The sequence below is a fragment of the Priestia megaterium genome (genome assembly GCF_009497655.1).
Lineage (GTDB): Bacteria > Bacillota > Bacilli > Bacillales > Bacillaceae_H > Priestia > Priestia zanthoxyli.
This window is the reverse complement of record NZ_CP023317.1, coordinates 1,191,339-1,204,941: the sequence shown is the minus strand read 5'-3', so window position 1 is coordinate 1,204,941 and position 13,603 is coordinate 1,191,339. Positions and strand designations below refer to the sequence as shown.

The 13,603-nt window shown below is 38.8% G+C and carries 17 protein-coding genes; 6 read left to right on the top strand and 11 right to left on the bottom strand.

Annotation, left to right across the window (positions count from 1 at the left end):
* Nucleotides 1-29: 29 nt before the first annotated feature.
* Entirely contained in the window at nt 30-581 is a 552-nt protein-coding gene (gene lepB, locus CEQ83_RS06065) for a signal peptidase I (RefSeq protein WP_028407847.1), read from the top strand.
* 35 nt (nt 582-616) lie between these two features.
* Here lepB and CEQ83_RS06060 read toward each other — a convergent pair whose 3' ends face one another.
* Entirely contained in the window at nt 617-1,063 is a 447-nt protein-coding gene (locus CEQ83_RS06060) for a YndM family protein (protein ID WP_016763336.1), read from the bottom strand.
* Between the two features lie 141 nt (nt 1,064-1,204).
* Between CEQ83_RS06060 and CEQ83_RS06055 the strand changes: the two genes are divergently transcribed.
* The gene (locus CEQ83_RS06055; protein WP_098627410.1) at nt 1,205-2,080 is read left to right on the top strand and encodes an aldose 1-epimerase family protein; all 876 of its coding nucleotides are present in this window, start codon (nt 1,205-1,207) and stop codon (nt 2,078-2,080) included.
* A 156-nt stretch (nt 2,081-2,236) separates the two neighbouring features.
* Here CEQ83_RS06055 and CEQ83_RS06050 read toward each other — a convergent pair whose 3' ends face one another.
* Both CEQ83_RS06050 and gloA2 read right to left on the bottom strand, forming a co-directional pair.
* On the bottom strand, nt 2,237-3,103 hold the full coding sequence (locus tag CEQ83_RS06050) for a gamma-glutamylcyclotransferase family protein (RefSeq protein ID WP_140450289.1): 867 nt from the start codon (nt 3,101-3,103) through the stop codon (nt 2,237-2,239).
* 5 nt (nt 3,104-3,108) lie between these two features.
* Nucleotides 3,109-3,507, bottom strand: coding sequence for an SMU1112c/YaeR family gloxylase I-like metalloprotein (gloA2, locus tag CEQ83_RS06045; protein WP_014461134.1), 399 nt, complete (start codon nt 3,505-3,507; stop codon nt 3,109-3,111).
* Nucleotides 3,508-3,654: 147 nt separating this feature from the next.
* On the opposite strand from gloA2, the gene CEQ83_RS06040 reads away from it, so the two are divergent.
* The 3 genes from CEQ83_RS06040 to CEQ83_RS06030 all read left to right on the top strand — a co-directional run bounded on the left by CEQ83_RS06040 (nt 3,655) and on the right by CEQ83_RS06030 (nt 5,865).
* On the top strand, nt 3,655-3,855 hold the full coding sequence (locus CEQ83_RS06040; RefSeq protein WP_028414212.1) for a hypothetical protein: 201 nt from the start codon (nt 3,655-3,657) through the stop codon (nt 3,853-3,855).
* A 229-nt stretch (nt 3,856-4,084) separates the two neighbouring features.
* Nucleotides 4,085-4,450 (top strand): MerR family transcriptional regulator, encoded by a 366-nt coding sequence (locus CEQ83_RS06035; protein WP_155017119.1) that lies wholly within the window; start codon nt 4,085-4,087, stop codon nt 4,448-4,450.
* 59 nt (nt 4,451-4,509) lie between these two features.
* Nucleotides 4,510-5,865, top strand: a complete 1,356-nt coding sequence (locus CEQ83_RS06030; protein WP_033578338.1) for a hemolysin family protein — start codon at nt 4,510-4,512, stop codon at nt 5,863-5,865.
* Nucleotides 5,866-5,917: 52 nt separating this feature from the next.
* On the opposite strand, the gene CEQ83_RS06025 is transcribed toward CEQ83_RS06030, so the two are convergent.
* Genes CEQ83_RS06025 through CEQ83_RS06010 form a run of 4 tightly spaced genes read right to left on the bottom strand, consistent with a single transcriptional unit; the run spans nt 5,918 to nt 10,699 of the window.
* A complete protein-coding gene (locus CEQ83_RS06025; protein ID WP_098627408.1) occupies nt 5,918-6,628 on the bottom strand; it encodes an ABC transporter ATP-binding protein in 711 nt (236 codons plus the stop codon).
* Nucleotides 6,625-7,779, bottom strand: a complete 1,155-nt coding sequence (locus CEQ83_RS06020) for an ABC transporter permease (RefSeq protein WP_228123033.1) — start codon at nt 7,777-7,779, stop codon at nt 6,625-6,627. Before CEQ83_RS06020 ends, CEQ83_RS06025 begins: the two co-directional genes overlap by 4 nt.
* The gene (locus tag CEQ83_RS06015) at nt 7,767-8,990 is read right to left on the bottom strand and encodes an ABC transporter permease (protein ID WP_154991562.1); all 1,224 of its coding nucleotides are present in this window, start codon (nt 8,988-8,990) and stop codon (nt 7,767-7,769) included. The genes CEQ83_RS06020 and CEQ83_RS06015 overlap by 13 nt, the downstream gene beginning before the upstream one ends.
* A gap of 14 nt (nt 8,991-9,004) precedes the next feature.
* Nucleotides 9,005-10,699 (bottom strand): DUF6583 family protein, encoded by a 1,695-nt coding sequence (locus CEQ83_RS06010; protein ID WP_155017118.1) that lies wholly within the window; start codon nt 10,697-10,699, stop codon nt 9,005-9,007.
* A gap of 507 nt (nt 10,700-11,206) precedes the next feature.
* Between CEQ83_RS06010 and CEQ83_RS06005 the strand changes: the two genes are divergently transcribed.
* Nucleotides 11,207-11,524: an iron-sulfur cluster biosynthesis family protein gene (locus tag CEQ83_RS06005; protein WP_013055888.1), complete on the top strand. Its 318-nt coding sequence runs from the start codon at nt 11,207-11,209 to the stop codon at nt 11,522-11,524.
* 43 nt (nt 11,525-11,567) lie between these two features.
* Here the strand turns inward: CEQ83_RS06005 and CEQ83_RS06000 are convergent, their stop codons facing one another.
* From CEQ83_RS06000 to CEQ83_RS05985, 4 genes are all read right to left on the bottom strand, one after another.
* On the bottom strand, nt 11,568-11,885 hold the full coding sequence (locus CEQ83_RS06000; protein WP_034270421.1) for a hypothetical protein: 318 nt from the start codon (nt 11,883-11,885) through the stop codon (nt 11,568-11,570).
* A 79-nt stretch (nt 11,886-11,964) separates the two neighbouring features.
* Nucleotides 11,965-12,339: a VOC family protein gene (locus CEQ83_RS05995; protein ID WP_155017117.1), complete on the bottom strand. Its 375-nt coding sequence runs from the start codon at nt 12,337-12,339 to the stop codon at nt 11,965-11,967.
* Nucleotides 12,340-12,468: 129 nt separating this feature from the next.
* A complete protein-coding gene (locus CEQ83_RS05990) occupies nt 12,469-13,188 on the bottom strand; it encodes a DUF554 domain-containing protein (protein ID WP_155017116.1) in 720 nt (239 codons plus the stop codon).
* Between the two features lie 150 nt (nt 13,189-13,338).
* Nucleotides 13,339-13,521 (bottom strand): hypothetical protein, encoded by a 183-nt coding sequence (locus CEQ83_RS05985; protein ID WP_155017115.1) that lies wholly within the window; start codon nt 13,519-13,521, stop codon nt 13,339-13,341.
* Between the last annotated feature and the right edge of the window lie 82 nt (nt 13,522-13,603).

The following is a 13,603-nucleotide window of genomic DNA, read 5'->3' as shown; positions in this document are numbered from 1 at the left end:
TCTTACCGTTAAGAAGGTGTTCATCCATTATGATCAATAAAAAAATAAAGCGTGAAATTCTTACATACACAAGCGTCATCCTCGGCACCGTTTTGCTTTCTGTTGTCGTTCAGCACTATTGGTTTCAGCCCTACACTGTAAAAGGCGATTCTATGAAGCCTATTTTGCACGAAGGCAATCGAATTATTATTAACAAACACAGCAAGCTGGAGCGCTTTGATATTGTCGTGTTACAAGCTCCCTATAGCAGTGATTTTCTAGTAAAGCGGATTGTGGGCTTACCTGGAGAAACGGTCGAATACAAAGATGATGTTCTGTATATAAATAACAAGGTCAAAAAAGAGCCGCATCTTCATAAATACTTGTCCAAAGTGCCCGTTTACGAGCGATTCACCGAAAATTTTTCAACGTACGAACTGTCTCCAGACGGCACGATACCCGATGGATACGTATTAGTGCTAGGTGACAACAGACGTATCAGCCGAGATGGAAGGCATTTTGGCCTTACTCCTATCTCTTCAATCATGGGAGAAGTCAACATGAAATACTGGCCTTTAAAAGAAATGACTTTTATGCATTAACACATAAAAAGAAAGCTCAAAATTGAGCTTTCTTTTTATTTTGGATTTTCTTTGTTTTCTACATGCTGTTCTTCTGCAAATTCTGTGTCATACGCTAGTTTTCGCTTAAAAGCCGGACGCGTTCTCGCTGTATGTTTCGTTTCAATATGGTTGAATAAGTAGCGGTGAACAAAAACTTCAGCAAATGTAATAATAGCTGCAGAAATAATACTTCCCCAAGCAATTTGAACGTAACTGTCTAATAACAATGTTCCAAAAATCCATACGCTCATATACGTTAGAACAAATTCAACAATAATGGCATCGCGATTTCCCACTCGAGGCAGTACAATTCGATCCACTACTAGATATGTCACAACTGTCGTTAACAAGCTAAAAGAAATAATGTCTCCGATGGTTGCATCAAAAAACAAATCAAGGCCTATACCAAACGCAATAAGTGCCGCTGCAAATTTAATGAGCAATAATGTTGCATGATTCATATTTGAACCCTCCTTTTTCTATATTAATTTGAACAAAAATAGGGAAATTAATACCTTTTTTGCCAAGAAGGGTATAATATAAGCAAAGCCAGTACGTTTGAGACAGCTCTAGCGTACAACAACGATTTGGGAGATGTTGTAATGATTGTACTAGAAAATAGCGAAATGAAAGTCAGCATTGAAGAAAAAGGAGCGGAAGTTGTAGAAGTATTTCATAAAGAAAAAGGCCTGCAGTTTATGTGGAGCGGAGACCCCGCTTATTGGGGACGAGTATCGCCCGTATTGTTTCCAATCGTAGGCCGATTAAAAAATGATCAGTATACCGTTGATCAGCGCGAATACTCTTTGCCTCAGCACGGCTTTTTACGTGATTCTACTTTCAGCGTGATTGAGCAAACAAACGAAACAGCACGGCTGAAATTTGCCACAAACGGCCGGTTTAAAGACGTATATCCATTTGAATGTTCAGTTGAAATTAGCTACCGTCTGGAAAACAATCGATTAACGTTTCAGTGGAAAGTAGTAAATGAAGATAAAGAGGATATGTATTTTTCAATTGGAGCCCACCCTGCTTTTCGTATTCCGCTACGTGAAAACGAGCAGATTTCTGATTACTTTTTAGAAATAGAGCCTTCTGAAACTACGCCGAAGGAATTTGTATTAAAAGACGCTCTTATTCATGAAAAAGGGGCTGCAGAAAACTTGCACAAGCTGCCGCTAAGCGCAGATTTATTTGCAAATGACGCGTTAATTTTTAGCCATATTGACGGAATTACAATTAAATCACCGGTTAATGAAAATCAAATTAACGTTCAGTTTAATGATTTCCCTTATGTCGGTATTTGGTCAAAGTATGATGCAGAAAATCATACAATCGCTCCTTTTCTTTGCATCGAACCTTGGTTTGGAATTGCAGATACGCATGACCACAACGGAAATTTCAAAGAAAAATTAGGCATCAACCGTTTATCAAAAGACGGTGTATTTCAAACAGAATTCTCTGTTTCCTTTAGTTAATGCAACAGAGAACATAACAAAATCAATCCAACCTTGAGACGAACAAATGGGATCAATGATCTGGACTGCGTTCACCATAACAATGAAAAGCTCCGAACGATTACTCGTTCGGAGCTTTCTTCAACTAAACTACTTTTGTCCCTGCGTCTTTTTATATTAGTTATTTACAACATCGCTATTTTTTAGCGCATGGACTTGCTCTATTAGCTTCTGAACGTATTCTTCGCTGAGTACACCTGTTGCTCCTCGAATAATTTCAGTCGAATAGTGATCCGGAGGTGCGACTTCTTTTTCTTTATTTAACACAAAAAAAGTAAGAACATGATCCACCATCTTACCTTCATGCTCGACAGAAATAATAGCAGGACGATAGCCGTTATTATCTACCCCTTCTCTGCCATACAAATACGTGATTGCTTCGGGCGGCACGCGGTACAGTTTGCCTTCAACAACTCCGCCTTCTTCAACCATGTCTGCACGTCCTCCGTCATGAATAACGTGGTTATACCGAAGCGTATAGCCTTTAAAAACAGCTCTGCCAAGACAGTCTTGGAAATGCTGATCAACGCCGTGCTTAATAAAACGATCGTTATCCATACATGAACCGTAAGCAAAATACAGCATGCCTTCTAATAAATCTTCTTTCCATACGCGCCAGTTTCCGCCTGGAATAAATTCTTGCAGCAGAGAACGGTCTCTTGCTACATATACAACGGCTTCAAATTCACCTTGGTCCGTTTCAACCGTTTGCACAACTTTATCATATTCATTGTCTTTATGACCTTCATGAATGTACCCTTCTAATTCATCAAGCGCCTTCCACATAAGCTGATCGGTCACTTCATATACTTCTCCGTATACAATGTGTTCACTGTCGATATCAAGCATTGGATAGCCTTGCTTAGTATCATATAATTTCCCTTTCGTTTTTGCCTGCTTGGCAATTGAGCGCGCATGATGCAGCAACCCGTGATTACCTTCTCCTTCAAGAAGCGTTCCGTATACGAATAAATAATTGCACATACTCCTTATTCCCCCTCTTTCTCTTCATAAAGCTCTAGCGGTAACCCGTCCGGATCAGCAAAAAATGTGAATTTTTTTCCCGTTAGTTCATCTACCCTAATAGGTTCCACATCAATCCCTTGCTGCTCTAGTTCACGCTTGGAATCCTCTACGCTTTCAACCGCAAAAGCTAAATGGCGTAAGCCGCACGCTTCAGGTCTTGAAGGACGCTGTGGTGGATTTGGAAACGAGAACAACTCAATTTGATAGCCAGGAGCTACTTCTAAATCTAGCTTATATGAATCTCTTTCTTTTCTATATGTTTCTTCTATAATCTTGCATCCTAACACATTTACATAAAAAGCTTTTGAACGTTCATAATTACTTCCTATAATGGCTACGTGGTGCATTCGTTTTAAATTCATTTCATTCTCCCATAAAAACCCTTTTCTAATCATCCTACACAAAATGCCGGCAAACATCAAATAATTACGTTATCACCTTTGACTAGAGTGATAAAAGTCACGGACATAGTGTCTCATAACAAGTAATATAACAACGAGGTGAATAACATGATTTCGTTAACATTTAAATCTAGAATTGACCGAACTCAAAATTTAGATTCGTTAAAAGAAGAAGCTGCTATTATGCACCGTATTGCTGATCAGCTATCTCCAATGAGCTCTGAGTTCATAGAATATACTGAACGTATTCAATATGTGTATGAACGCATGCACATTATCGTACGTCATCCTACTAAAAAACTCGCTTAATATAAGCGAGTTTTTTTTTATAAAATCTTTGTCAAACTACCTTATTTTGAGATATACTGAATGCTAATAAAAAAATGAAACTTTTTGATCTTACGCGCGTATACTTAATTACGATAGGATAAAAGATAAATAGTTGCGTAGATAAAAACCATCACGTGATGGTTGACATAGTTAAAGGAGGTGGTATTCTGATGGGGTTGCGACATACAAAATTGGCGAACTTGCAGAGATGGCACATGTAACGAAGCGCACGGTTGACTATTATACCAACATTGGGTTGTTAAAAGCAGAACGCTCTGCTTCTAACTATCGCTTTTATAACGAAGAAGCGCTGAAACGTCTTTACTTTATTGAAAAATTAAAAAGCGAAGGCCGTTCTCTTGAAGAGATTTCTTCTCTCTTTTCTGTAGAGCAATCCGAGAATAGCCACTCCAAAGACGAATTAGCATCCAAATTTTACGTACTAAACGACAGTTTAAAAGAAGTTGCACCGCTTATGGAAAAGCTGAATGAAGAAGATCGAAAAGTAATGATGAATCGGCTTTCACCAGAAAGCGTCACTCTTTTGCACTCTTTACTTCTGCTGCTGTCGTAAATTTATTATTTACAGGAGGTGTTTACTTACTTTATAGCACTATAAAGTAAGTATATTCATTGATAACCATTAACTTAATTATTTTTGCGATTTTAATTGTACTCACTGCTTTTTTCGTTGCTTCAGAGTTTGCAATTGTGAAGCTTCGTAGTTCACGGGTAGATCAACTTGTTGCTGAAGGCAAAAAAGGAGCGAATGCGGTTAAAACCGTAACGACACACTTAGATGAGTATTTATCGGCGTGTCAGCTTGGTATTACGATTACTGCTTTAGGACTCGGTTGGTTAGGAGAACCGACTGTTGCGAAGATTTTGGAACCTCTGTTTGAAGAACTTGGTGTTGCTGCATCTTTAACACATATTCTTTCATTCATTATCGCATTTGCGCTTGTAACGTTTGTTCACGTAGTCGTTGGTGAATTAGCCCCAAAAACATTTGCGATTCAAAAAGCTGAAACAGTTACGTTATTGTTTGCTCGTCCGTTAATTTTATTCTATAAAATCATGTTCCCTTTCATTTGGTTACTAAATGGTTCTGCCCGTTTGTTAACTGGCATGTTTGGATTAAAGCCAGCTTCAGAGCATGAACTTGCGCACAGTGAAGAAGAGCTGCGCATTATTTTATCAGAAAGTTTTAAAGGCGGGGAAATTAACCAGTCTGAATATAAGTACGTGAACAACATTTTTGAATTCGATAACCGTGTTGCTCGCGAAATCATGGTACCAAGAACAGAAATTTCAGCTGTTTCTGAAGACGACAGCATTGAAGATTTCTTAAAGCTTGCTGTAGAAGACCGCTACACCCGTTACCCTGTTACCGTTGACGGAGACAAAGATAACATTATCGGCTTAGTCAACGTCAAAGAGATTCTAAACGATGTCGTAATTAACGATGCGTTAAAAAAGCAAAGCGTGAAGCTTTATATGAATCCTATTATTCAAGTAATTGAAACCGTAGCGATTCAAGACCTACTGCGCTCGATGCAGAAGAAACGTACGCATATGGCCGTGTTGATTGACGAGTACGGCGGTACGGCTGGTATCGTTACCGTTGAAGATATTTTAGAAGAAATCGTTGGAGAAATTCGAGATGAGTTTGATACAGATGAAAAGCCGCTTGTTCAAAAAATCAGCGATCAGCACTTTGTCTTTAACTCAAAAGTACTGCTTGAAGAAGTCAACGAAGTGCTTCATATCGAAATTGAAAACGATGATATCGATACAATCGGCGGCTGGATGCTGATGCAAAATATCGATATTCAAGAAGGCGAATCGTTCAAACTTTTTGGATACGAGTTTATTGCAAAAGAAATGGACGGTCACCAAATGAAAGAAGTGGAAGTACGTGCCCTTCCTGAGGAAGAACGCGTGCAGCCTGAAAGCCATTCACCAGAACAAGAAGTTACACAAGCATAATAGAAAGAGCCGCTTCTTCACGAAGCGGCTCTTTTTTTATGATTGCTTACTCTTAATCATGCAGCAGCTTATACACAACGTTCTCTTCTGCGTCTTCCCCAGTCTTTTCCTTCGCTTGGTCCATTGTGCCGACAAACTCCAGCTTTCCTTCCTTTAAGACGGCAAACCGATCACACACGCCTAAAATTTCATTCAAATCATGGGTGATATAGATAATCGTCTTTCCTTTTGCCGCCAGCTGTTTAATATAATGAATGATCTCAAGCTTGGACTGCAAATCAATTCCGACTGTCGGCTCGTCCATTAACAAAACGGACGGTTCATGAATAAGTGAAACGGCTATATTCAGCTTTCGCTTCATGCCTCCTGATAAATTTTTCACTTTATCCTTCCATCTTCCTTCGAGCTGTACAGCTGAGCAAAGAGACTGAAGCTGTTCATTCGACAGAGAGCGTGAAGTCATTTTGCTCCACATTTTCATGTTTTCTTTTACGCTAAGCTCTTCCCACAGCGCTATGTCTTGTGGAACGTAGCCAATGACTTCTCGTATCGCTTTTTGATTTTTCTTAAGCGATAAGCCTCCAATCGTGACATTCCCGCTTGAAGGAGCCGTAATGGTAGACAAAATAGACAGAAGCGTTGACTTACCAGCGCCGTTTGGTCCTAAAAGACCAATGACTTCTCCACTTTCTACGGTCAGCGTAACATTTGCTAACGATTGTTTTTTTCCGTATGTTTTGCTAACATTGTTAATTTCAATCATTTAATGCTCCTCACATTCCACACTATTTTAAACGTGCACAAACATATGCATCCAATGGAAACAGCTATCTCTTTCCAAATGAACGTAAGCGGCAGTGTATGCTGATACAGAAGCAGATGCTGCGGAAGCCACTGACTTATTCTTTCAATCGTTGCAGAAAGCTCTCCTACCGGGAAAAAGCTCCCTCCTATTATGCTGAGTCCTGTGACCATGACGACGCTGATCATATAATAAGAGCCAACTCGCTGACTTTCACTTGCAAGCCACGTGCTAAAAGCAACGCATGTGATCACATAGATACACATATACAGCAGCACACCGTAAGACTCTGCTCCATACAGCCATTTAAATAGAGCAAAACTGATGAGAGCTTGAAGCACGTATAGCACAGCATAAGCGGCGCTGACGCTTCGAATATAACCGTAAAGTCCTTTTTGCATCGTTTTCATTCGTTTGAAAAGGTGCTTCCGCTCTCTAATCATCCAATCTGATGTAATGCAGCAAAGCAAAAGCGTAAAAAATCCCCATAGCGGTACGTATCCGGTCATTTGAACGCTCCCTTGCTTCTTATGCTCCTTCGTTCCTTGCGCCTCGTAATCAATTGTCATCAGCGGCTTTGGTTTCCACTGGTTATCGGTATAGTGATACGCTTCTTTCCATAAATCCGGTCCTGCATGAATGTGATAGACTTTATATAAAAAACGCACTTCATTTGCGGCTTTAACATTTGTCGTTAACCGTGTCACTTCACTGGCCACGACTTCTCGAACCGCTTCTGTCGCAACAGAAGAAGGCAGCGTAAGCAAATCAATGACTCCCTGATAATTCCCCGCTTCTACTTCTTGCTGAAATCCGTTAGGAAACACAAAGATGCTGTCAATTTTATTTTTTGCCAGCTGCTTTCTCGCTTGTTCTTCATTCATAGAAAGAAACTGAATTTCTGTTGTTTTCTGCAGTCGATCCATCACTTGTTTAGACATGTTGCTGTGGTCTTGATCGACAAGAGCAACGGGTATTTTTGAATCACTTTGTACTTTTTCTAAAAACGAGCTGCTGATGACCGTTCCTATTAAAGGTAAAAAGAAAATCATAACAATAAGCATAGGGCGCTTCAGCAGCTGCTTTATTTTTTCACTGATTATTTTCTCCACCGCCTTTGCAAAGTCATCACGTAGCCAACAGCAAGAACAAAACTTCCTGCTGCCGTAATGAGAATAGGCTTAAGGTAAAGAAAAGCTTCGTTTGTGTTATATCCATCAAATTCATAAAATAACAGCTCCAAGACGCGGGTGTTGAGTGACCATTTCTGAAAACCACTCGCCCAGTCTGGTAAATAGACGACCGGCACAACATGTCCGCTTAAAATCGTACTCAGCAAAATAAACAGCAAACCGGTTAGTTGATAAGCTTTTTGTGATAAAAAAAGAACCCGAAGAAGTAAAAACAAACATAAAAAAGCAAACAAACTTCCGCTTATCCCTAAAAAAAGCTCTCCGTACGTACCGGTTACAGGCAGTTTCAGTCCTTTAATGAGGCTTCCAAACAATACGACAGATACCGGTAGCAAAAGAACAAACAGAGCCGTCAGCTGCGCTAAATAAATGCGAAGAAACGATACACCTCTTGTTTTCATTCGATCCAGCACGGGAGAAGTCTGCGTTTCACTAGCAAGCAGCCATCCGCCGTAGCTCCAAATCATAAGCAGCAAAGCAGCAAAAGACAGGACATAATATTGCTTCATATCCTGTTGAAAGAAACTCGTTTCTACTTGTTCATCAAATAAACTTCCTCTATCTAATACATGAAGCCCAAACGTTACTAAGCTCTTCTTAAATTCTGCGCGTCTCTTTTCATCGGAAACATTTTCTTTTTCTAAAAAGGCATCAACCGTATTAATACCGCTTTGAGCGGCTGACGTGTAGTCGGCTGCACTTTCCATCACGTAGCGAAACAGCTGTGACTGAAGCGGCTTATTGCTGTTTCCAATGACGTGTAAAGGCTGATTTTCCCCATGAGCAATATCGTGACTAAAACCTTTTGGCAGCGTTACAATGGCTGCCACTTTATTTTGCTGCAGCAGCTGTTTAGCTTTCTCTTCATTCGTGTAAAGCGGCTTCATGATCTTGCGAAGCTTACCTTCAGTCAGCTGTTCGATGACGTACTTCGTTTGTGCCGTATCATCTTTATCCACAATGGCCACGGGGAACCGATTTACCTTCTCCTCACCTTGCATGGTCTGACTAATAATGATCCCTGCTCCAAATAAAAACAGAGCAGGGATCATTATTAGCAGTATGAGAGATTTTATATTTTTCAATAGAGCTTTACATGTAAAAAGAGTCAAAGAGAAATATATCTTCATCTGCTTTGCACCTTTTAGTAACCAGCGGTTCCCATATTCATCATGAGACCTTGAACATTTTTAGCAAAATTTTCTTGAATCGACAGCATATCTTCAGGCGTTACATCTTTTACGTTTGTCGCATTAGATGCGTCAAGCTCTGGAATAGAGGCTGATTTTTTTAATTGAGAAGCAGAGTCAATTTTTAACGTAACGTTTGCAGGATCTGCTTTTGGTCCTATTTTTGTACGAATATCAAATGAATAATCTGCTTTTCCTTTTGAAGCACTTATTGCTTGATTCTGCTTTACTTCTCCGTTTACTACTAGATCTTCTTGATCACCTAAGTCTAAAGAGAAAGTACGGTCAGCCGTCTGTTTTGCATCGGTTTTACCGTTGATTACTGAATTCATTTTAAACGTCATATTCGTGTCTTCATCTTTTGAATCTTTTGTTAACAAATGAATAGACATGTTTTCTTTTCTCTTTTCACTTTCCGTTGTTACGTCATTTTTCATATCAAACGTAAATGCATCATCGGTAGTGCTATCGGTTAGGACTGCTTTCAACTGCTTAGCCGTTTTGTTATCTTCATACGGAATATTTTTAGTTACGACGTTAAGTTTTCCTTTATCGTTAGAAGCATTTTTCACGCCCATGTTCATATCACGAGCTACAACAACATCATCTTGAACGTACACAGTTGATTTAACACCGCCAGGGTAAGTTGTATCTTTTGCTTCTTTTTGGAAGTCTTGAAGACTTTCTTTTACTGATTTTTTCAATTCTTTTGGATCTGCCATATCTTTTAATTCTGGATTTGTCGCTGCTGAAGATTTAAACAGCTTAGACACGTGGTTTGCATAGATAGTATGAAGCTTGTCATCTTTTGATACCTTCGCAATAAGCTTATCCATAAATTGTTTTGTTTCTTTGTCAGACATGTTAAGCGTCACGCTTGTTAACTGAAGCGTTTTGCCATTTGTTTTATAATCTACATTTTTTTCTTTTGTAAAATAATCGCTGTCTAACTGATCATAAATGAACGTTCCGTACTCTTTTGCAATGTAGTTTTTTTCTTTTTCCGTTAACTTTAAGTCTTCTAAACTTACGTTACTCGTGTTAATATCAAGCGTTTCAGGACCTGAATACGAAGGATCGAACTTACGCGCTACCTGTCCATATTCGTCTAAGTTTAAATAGAAATATTCATTTGCTAGAATCGGGGCTTTAAAGCCTACTCTTTCTTTCGTTTGAAAACCTTCTAGGTCAAGCGCTTTTGAACCGCCGATATTAAGAGCCAGTGAACCGTATGCTTCACTTTTTTTCGGATCTTGTTCCGCTTTAATTTTAATTTCAGCTTTACTGATAAGGTCTTGAATCATTTTAAAGCTTGGATCATACGAAAGTGAATCCATGTTAAAGGCGCCTTTAATAGTAGCATTTGTGGTAGAAGGCTGCTTCATCGCTTTTTCCTGATAAGCCATCGTTTCACTGTACTTCGTTTCTAATTCATCTGCTGCTTTTTGGTACGTATTTACTTCAGAGATTAAGTATAATTGCTTAGGAGATTTTTTAAATACCGTAGCAAATGTAATTGCTCCTCCAATAATCACAATTAAAGCTGCCAAAATGATAACCCATTTAGCCGGCGCTTTTTTGGGAGCGGGCGCTGTTTCTAGCGAAGCCGCTGTTTCGTCTGTTGTTCTGTTTTGATCTTTCTCACTCATCTACACCAGAACCTCCTATGTATTTTGTTAGTCACTTTGTACATGATAAGGAATGGTTTCCATAAATTCTACTACTTCGACAAAATAAGACAATAATTAGTCCGATAAACCGATGTCTTTCGGTGCAATATCGTGTGCAAAGTACTCTACTTAAGTACCCTATATATTGAAAATAAAACCAATTATTCAAAACTATCTCAATAACTATTAAAATAGGTAAATGACTAATCCTCTTATATTTTTACAATATATTCCTATCATTAAGCATTTACACCTAAGAATTACAAAGCGCAGTTTTTTCCTCTTTCCTTTCATCACATACAGGTGATATCTATGTACGTCTTTATGAAAACATGATAAAAACATCAGCGTTTTATTCCGTTTTGAAAGGGAAATACTAATAGTAAGAAAGCTTTTTTCTTGCCCGTGACATAAAAATCGACTAAAGTATTCCTAAATACATTTCACACAATTTAATTTGAGGATAGAAAAAGGAGGATATCATTTATGAATATACGCGTCACTCCTTCTGCAAAAGAAGCGTTGCAGAACGTAGAACAAAATCAAATGATTCAGCTTTCTTTTGATCGGGGGAGCTGCGATATTGTTAATACGATTTATGAAATGAAGATCATCTCAAAGCGCAGCCTTCAACCCTATGAAAAAGTTGTAACGGTTGAAGACCTAGAATTTATTGTTGATGATGACATGGAAGAAGTGTACGACAATGAGCTGGTGATTGATCACGCAGCAGGTGCTTTTGTCTTCAAAAATCACAACCAAATTTTTAATAACCGCGTAGGACTACGCTATATCAATTCATAGAAAAAAGCAGGGAGCTCCCTGCTTTTTTTCTTGCATATGTCTTTTATCGATTGACCTTCAACCGCTCTTGGATAAATAACAAAACGTTCACAAGGCTATTTTCTTCATAGACATTCACCTGCTGGCGCTTAAATTCTCCTTGTTCATGGTAATAAATAATATCTCCCGTTCCTTTGTCTTCATTCATATGTAAATGAAAACTAAGCGGCGTCGCCAAAATAGATCCGTCTTCATCTCGCTGAAGAATTTGACAAAGCGTTTGATTCCCTTGTTTTTCAGATAAAAAATCATAGCCAAATTGATGTGCTAACTTCTCCACTTGTGCAGCAATAAGAGCTGTAATCGGTTGATTGTCTTTCATAAGCAGTATTTCTCCTTACTTCATCTCATTAGGGTTTTATTATTAGTATACTATACCTTAAACTTCTGGAGCTAACGACTTAACCTGTGCAAATCATGACCACATGTCCATCGGGATCTTTTATCGTAAAAAACGAAAAATCATCAAAAAAAGTAATCGGAGAATCAATCGTATAATCTAGCTTTTTAACAAATTCATATGCTTCTTTAATATCTTCCGTATGGAAATTAAAAATTGGATGGAGACTAGCCACTATTTGTTTTTCTGTTCCTTCTGGGCCAGCGTCTAGTGTTAACCCTGTTTCCCCATCAATTTTAAGATTATAAACGGGGTTCTTCACCTCGCTCATCTTGTATTCTTGACTCAGTAGCTCGCTATACCATTTTACTGAAGACTTTAAATTGGAGACGTGGATAAATACCGTATTCATTTTGTTGAAAACAGGACTCGGCATTTTTAATCCTCCTTTTTGTTGTTAGTTCATTCTATACCATTATCCACGCATCACTTTATACCTGCTACTTCCTTAACTTTTACTCATATATACAAAAAGGCTTGCGAATACTATTCACAAGCTTTTTCTTCATGAAAAATATGTATGCTGTACAACTACAATCACAACCGCAATTAAAATCGAAGGCAGTAAATTGGCAACTTTAATTTTAATAATTTCTAATAAATTAATTCCAATTGCTAAAATTAACACGCCGCCTACTCCTGTGACTTCGGCAATGATACTATTCATTAAATCTTGCGGCACAATCGCATTAATTTGTGTAGCAAATAGCGCAATGATGCCTTCGTACAGAAATACGGGCACCGCTGAGAAAATGACGCCTATTCCAAGCGTAGTCGTTAATAACAATGAGATAAATCCATCCATCACCGCTTTTGTAAACAATACGCTGTGATCGCCGCGTATTCCGCTGTCTAATGCCCCGACGATCGCCATCGCTCCAATAACAAAAATTAGCGTTCCTGTCACAAAGCCCTGTGACATACTAAATGTTTGCTTGTCGTTTTGCTGAGATTGAAATTTTCGTTCAATCATATTGCCTAAAAGGTTTAGCTTTTCATCTAAATCAATGAACTCACCAATAACCGCTCCAATGGCTAAACTCAAAATTACAATTAAAAACTGATGACTTTTAAAGCCCATTTGCAAACCAAGCGTGATAACGGATAACCCCATCACTTGCATCACCGTCACGCTTACTTTTTCAGGAATGCGGTGAGCAAGCTTGCCCATTAATGTTCCGACAACAATTGCTAATCCATTGACTAATGCTCCTATAATAAACATACTGTCACCTTTACTTTGAATAATGCCATTTCTTTTTTCACTTGTTCTACTCCCTCTCTGCTCCGCACTAGCTGTATCAAACACCCTAAATTTTAACACAAAATTCTTTCAATTATGAAGAAAAGAAAAAGAGATTGAAACCCAACTAGGTTACCCCATATAAAAACGAACAAGTAGGATACATGAGCTGATTGCTTGCAACAACGCTGTTGATTTCCGTGCAAGGCTTCGCTTTCCGCGGGCGGCCGGTAAGCCTCCTCGTCGCCTATGCTCCTGCGGGGTCTCACCTGTTCCGCTTTTCCCGCAGGAGTCTTCGCCTTGCCCTCCAATCAACAGCCAGAAGCAACTAAATAGATTAAATCTACGTTCACCATCACAATAAAAAGATCCGAACTATGAATCGTTCGGATCTTCT

Bases quoted from the DNA above. Each gene is read 5' to 3' on its own strand.
- CEQ83_RS06050 (WP_140450289.1), bottom strand. From the start codon at position 3,103: ATGTGCAATTATTTATTCGTATACGGAACGCTTCTTGAAGGAGAAGGT.
- CEQ83_RS06010 (WP_155017118.1), bottom strand. From the start codon at position 10,699: ATGAGTGAGAAAGATCAAAACAGAACAACAGACGAAACAGCGGCTTCG.
- CEQ83_RS06025 (WP_098627408.1), bottom strand. From the start codon at position 6,628: ATGATTGAAATTAACAATGTTAGCAAAACATACGGAAAAAAACAATCG.
- CEQ83_RS05990 (WP_155017116.1), bottom strand. From the start codon at position 13,188: ATGTTTATTATAGGAGCATTAGTCAATGGATTAGCAATTGTTGTCGGA.
- CEQ83_RS05995 (WP_155017117.1), bottom strand. From the start codon at position 12,339: ATGCCGAGTCCTGTTTTCAACAAAATGAATACGGTATTTATCCACGTC.
- gloA2 (WP_014461134.1), bottom strand. From the start codon at position 3,507: ATGAATTTAAAACGAATGCACCACGTAGCCATTATAGGAAGTAATTAT.
- lepB (WP_028407847.1), top strand. From the start codon at position 30: ATGATCAATAAAAAAATAAAGCGTGAAATTCTTACATACACAAGCGTC.
- CEQ83_RS06035 (WP_155017119.1), top strand. From the start codon at position 4,085: ATGGCACATGTAACGAAGCGCACGGTTGACTATTATACCAACATTGGG.
- CEQ83_RS06005 (WP_013055888.1), top strand. From the start codon at position 11,207: ATGAATATACGCGTCACTCCTTCTGCAAAAGAAGCGTTGCAGAACGTA.
- CEQ83_RS06060 (WP_016763336.1), bottom strand. From the start codon at position 1,063: ATGAATCATGCAACATTATTGCTCATTAAATTTGCAGCGGCACTTATT.
- CEQ83_RS06015 (WP_154991562.1), bottom strand. From the start codon at position 8,990: ATGAAGATATATTTCTCTTTGACTCTTTTTACATGTAAAGCTCTATTG.
- CEQ83_RS06000 (WP_034270421.1), bottom strand. From the start codon at position 11,885: ATGAAAGACAATCAACCGATTACAGCTCTTATTGCTGCACAAGTGGAG.
- CEQ83_RS06055 (WP_098627410.1), top strand. From the start codon at position 1,205: ATGATTGTACTAGAAAATAGCGAAATGAAAGTCAGCATTGAAGAAAAA.
- CEQ83_RS06040 (WP_028414212.1), top strand. From the start codon at position 3,655: ATGATTTCGTTAACATTTAAATCTAGAATTGACCGAACTCAAAATTTA.